This window comes from uncultured Campylobacter sp. (assembly GCF_937997465.1).
Taxonomy (GTDB): domain Bacteria; phylum Campylobacterota; class Campylobacteria; order Campylobacterales; family Campylobacteraceae; genus Campylobacter_A.
Map to the genome: position 1 here is coordinate 1 of NZ_CALKTQ010000338.1, position 3355 is coordinate 3355.

The 3355-nt window shown below is 42.2% G+C and carries 4 protein-coding genes and 1 pseudogene; all 5 read right to left on the reverse strand.

Going from position 1 to position 3355, the window contains the following annotated elements:
* On the reverse strand, window positions 1-249 hold a 249-nt coding region (locus Q0546_RS11490), incomplete at its 3' end, for an SDR family NAD(P)-dependent oxidoreductase (protein WP_298793174.1).
* Window positions 242-682 carry a thioester dehydrase gene (locus tag Q0546_RS11495; RefSeq protein WP_298793176.1) on the reverse strand — a complete coding sequence of 147 codons (441 nt, stop codon included), beginning with the start codon at window positions 680-682 and terminating at the stop codon, window positions 242-244. The genes Q0546_RS11490 and Q0546_RS11495, both read right to left, overlap by 8 nt.
* Window positions 679-1845 carry a beta-ketoacyl synthase N-terminal-like domain-containing protein gene (locus tag Q0546_RS11500; RefSeq protein ID WP_298793178.1) on the reverse strand — a complete coding sequence of 389 codons (1167 nt, stop codon included), beginning with the start codon at window positions 1843-1845 and terminating at the stop codon, window positions 679-681. Before Q0546_RS11500 ends, Q0546_RS11495 begins: the two co-directional genes overlap by 4 nt.
* Window positions 1832-2227: a hypothetical protein gene (locus Q0546_RS11505; protein ID WP_298793179.1), complete on the reverse strand. Its 396-nt coding sequence runs from the start codon at window positions 2225-2227 to the stop codon at window positions 1832-1834. Before Q0546_RS11505 ends, Q0546_RS11500 begins: the two co-directional genes overlap by 14 nt.
* 930 nt (window positions 2228-3157) lie before the next feature.
* Window positions 3158-3355, reverse strand: a pseudogene (locus Q0546_RS11510) (helix-hairpin-helix domain-containing protein); the annotation flags it as partial.

Sequence of the window (3355 nt, forward strand, 5' to 3'; positions counted from 1 at the left end):
TGCGTTTAGCACGACTGCGTAGTAAGCGCCGTTTGCCTCTATATCGGCTTCGATCGCCAACCTTGCCGCCTGCGTATCCGCGACGTCAAATTTTAAAGCGCTCAAATTTAATTCGTTTTGTAAATTTAATAATTGCTCGCTCTCGCTTTTGCCATGCAGCACGACCTCGTATCCAACCGCCACTAGCCGCCTAGCTACCGCTTCGCCGATGCCGCGACTTGAGCCCGTTATCAGCACTCTTTTACTCATCCAGTATCCTTTTTACGTATTCCTCGTCCGGGCTTAGCACGTTTAGCGTCGCGCGCGCTCCAAGCTCGCCGTTTACGTAAAGCTCGCAGTCGTAAACGCCAAAACCGCTCGTGTCTTGTATCGAGCAGGCCGCCTCGATGACGACTTCGTCTCCCACCTTTAAAAACGGCTTAAATATCTCAAATTTTCTACTACCCAGCAAAAAACCCAGGCCAAATTTCATACCTTTTAGTTCGCGCATCTTTGAGTCGTAGATGCCCAGCGACTGAGCCATCATCTCGACGGTTTTGTGCATAGCGAATTTGCCGTTTGAAAGAAATTTATTATCCTCTTTTATCACGCTTTTAGTTTTTATGCGCCCATCTTCAAATTTAAGCACCTCGTCGATAAAAATGATCGACGTACCGTGCGGGAGATAATCTCCTAGACTCATCTAGCCCTCCCAAACACGATCGCAGCGTTATCGCCGCCAAATGCAAACGACAGCGACATAGCTGAATTTACGACCGCTCTTTGGCCGAATTTTACCAAATTTACCCTCTCTATCTCATCGTCGTAAACGCCGTCGTAAACGTGTGGCGGCAGCGCGGTTTCGCCCCTAGCGCAAAGCATGGCGCAAAGCGCACTCTCGATGGCTCCTGCGGCTCCTAACGTGTGACCGATCAGAGGCTTAACGGAGCTAGCAAAAACGCGTGGCATGAGCGAATGCACGATCTTTGCCTCGATCTTATCGTTTGCCTGCGTGCCGGTACCGTGTAAATTTATATAATCCACGCTGCTTAAATTTGCCGCCTGTAGCGCCTTTTGCACGCACTGCGTTTGCATTCGGCCACTAAAATCAGGCTGCGTCATATGAAACGCGTCGCAGTTTGAGTGCTCGCCCGCGATAATTACGCTTGAGATTTCATCCCTGCTCGCCACGAAAAAGGCCGCGCCTTCGCCGATATTTATGCCGTCGCGATTTTTAGAAAACGGATTGGTCTCGCGCGCGCTTAGGATGCCCAGGCTATCAAAGCCGTTAATCGTGAGCGTGTTTAAGCTATCCACACCGCCGCAGATCACGGCGTCGCAGATGCCGGACTCCAGCAGCCTTTTTGCCGTTATTATCGCCTTGACGCCCGAGGTACAGGCGGTCGAGACGGAAAACGTAACCGAGCTAAGCCCATAAAAATCGGCGATAAATTCGGACGGGTTGGCTAGAGAGTTGCGATTTATGCCGAATTTTGAAGCATCAAAAAAACCCGTCGCGGCAAAATCCTTAAACGTTTCGTAGTTTTCCTCCACGCCGCTAGTAGTCGTGCCTACGACTACGCCGACGCGATTTTTGCCGTACTTTTTGATGACGTCTCGCACATCTTTATCTATCTGCAAAAGCGCACTTAAAACAAGAGCGTTCGTGCGCGTTTGCAGGTGTTTTGGCGTATTTTGACTAAATTTAGCCAGCTGCATGCCGACTTTGCCCAGGATGAAGCTTTTATCAGCCCTAAAGTCTTCGCAAACGCTCAAAAATCTCTTTTTGCCGCATAAATTTGCAAAATTTTCATCCGCATCCGCTCCGGCTGCGCTGATGATGGCGGGCTTGCTAACGTATATCAAGAGATCTTACCTTAAAATTTTCGTTATTTACTACTATGACGGCTTCTTTTTGATTTGATTTTATGGCACCCAGAATCTTTACAAAAAGCTCGTTGTAGGCGCTATTTGGAGGTAAAAAACCGACAGCCTCAAATTCGCCGTTTGGTCTCAAAACTCGCCTAGCTAGCGGAGTGCCCATGGAGTTTATCATCGTAAAATAATAGTCCTCTTTTTCGTGCGAAATATAGAGCAAATTTGAGCCGTTTTGGGAAATCACTTCAAACTCACGTTTATCAAAATTTACGATCTGCGGAACATCAAATTTAGCCTTTGCCGCGCATCCATACAGCACAAACGCCGCCATAAAAACAGATAAAAAATTTAAAACTTTTTTAAACCGCACTCTTTGGTTGCCTTATTAAATTTTGTTTGTTTTAGAATAATGAACAGATTATATCTTTTTAACCTTTAAAAACAATGCTTGACGCAAAATTTGGCGCACAAGATATGTTTTTAACAAAATTTGCTGATTTTTTGTTTATAAATTTACCTGACAAAATTTTAGTTAAAAAAGTGGAAATCTAAATTTGATAGCGATGTTTTGAAAATTTAGATATCTTGATTAAACACATAAACCCACGTGCAAAGCGTTGGTTTGCATTGCCAGTCATGACGCCATATTGGTATTTTAATATATTACCTTTACGACTACCTACAAGTAAATAGCGCTTGTAAAATTTTGTTCATTATTGCTAAATAGCATTTGCCAATAGCAATTAGCTACTAATATCTTAAGTTATTTTGATATAGAATTAATTTTGGATTTTGTCGCAGTATAGATACCACAGCTTGAGCCGATTTGGTTAATTGTAAGATGTTGATGTAATTAGCAAGAGTATTTTGAGTAAACCCTTTCTGATCATTTATCAAAAAGGGTTTACTCAGCTTAATTTTGGGCTCAAATTTGAGCCGCAATAACATAGAATTATTCTGATTTTTTCTTTGTAGGTTTTTTAGCTTCGACTTCCTTAACTCCACTTTCTTCAACTTTTTTCTTTGAAGATTTTGCCTTAGTCTTAACGTCATCAATATCTTTTTCTATTTTATCTTCGCCGGATTTTACTTTATTTGTGATGTTTTTATAAGCCTTTTCTTCTATGTCAGTTTTAGATTTATCCATATCTTTTACAGGTGCAGCTACTTTGTCTTCTACATCTTTTGTTTTTTTAGCGACTTCTTTTTTGCCCTGTTTTACTTTGTCGGTCACATCATTGACTTCTTTTGCCTTTTTGGATAGTTTATCGCTTGTAGGCATTACGCTCGTACCACTCGTAGAAATATCGCCTTTTAAATTTTCAAAAGTCTTATCGCCGATACCGTTTACGTTTTTAATATCCTCTATACTTTCAAATTTATTTGTTTTTCTATATTCAATAATAGCATCTGCTTTTGCTGAACCAATGCCGTTTAAACTCATAAGCTCCTCTTTTGTAGCGGTATTTAAATTTATAGCGGCAAATACCATCGAAGC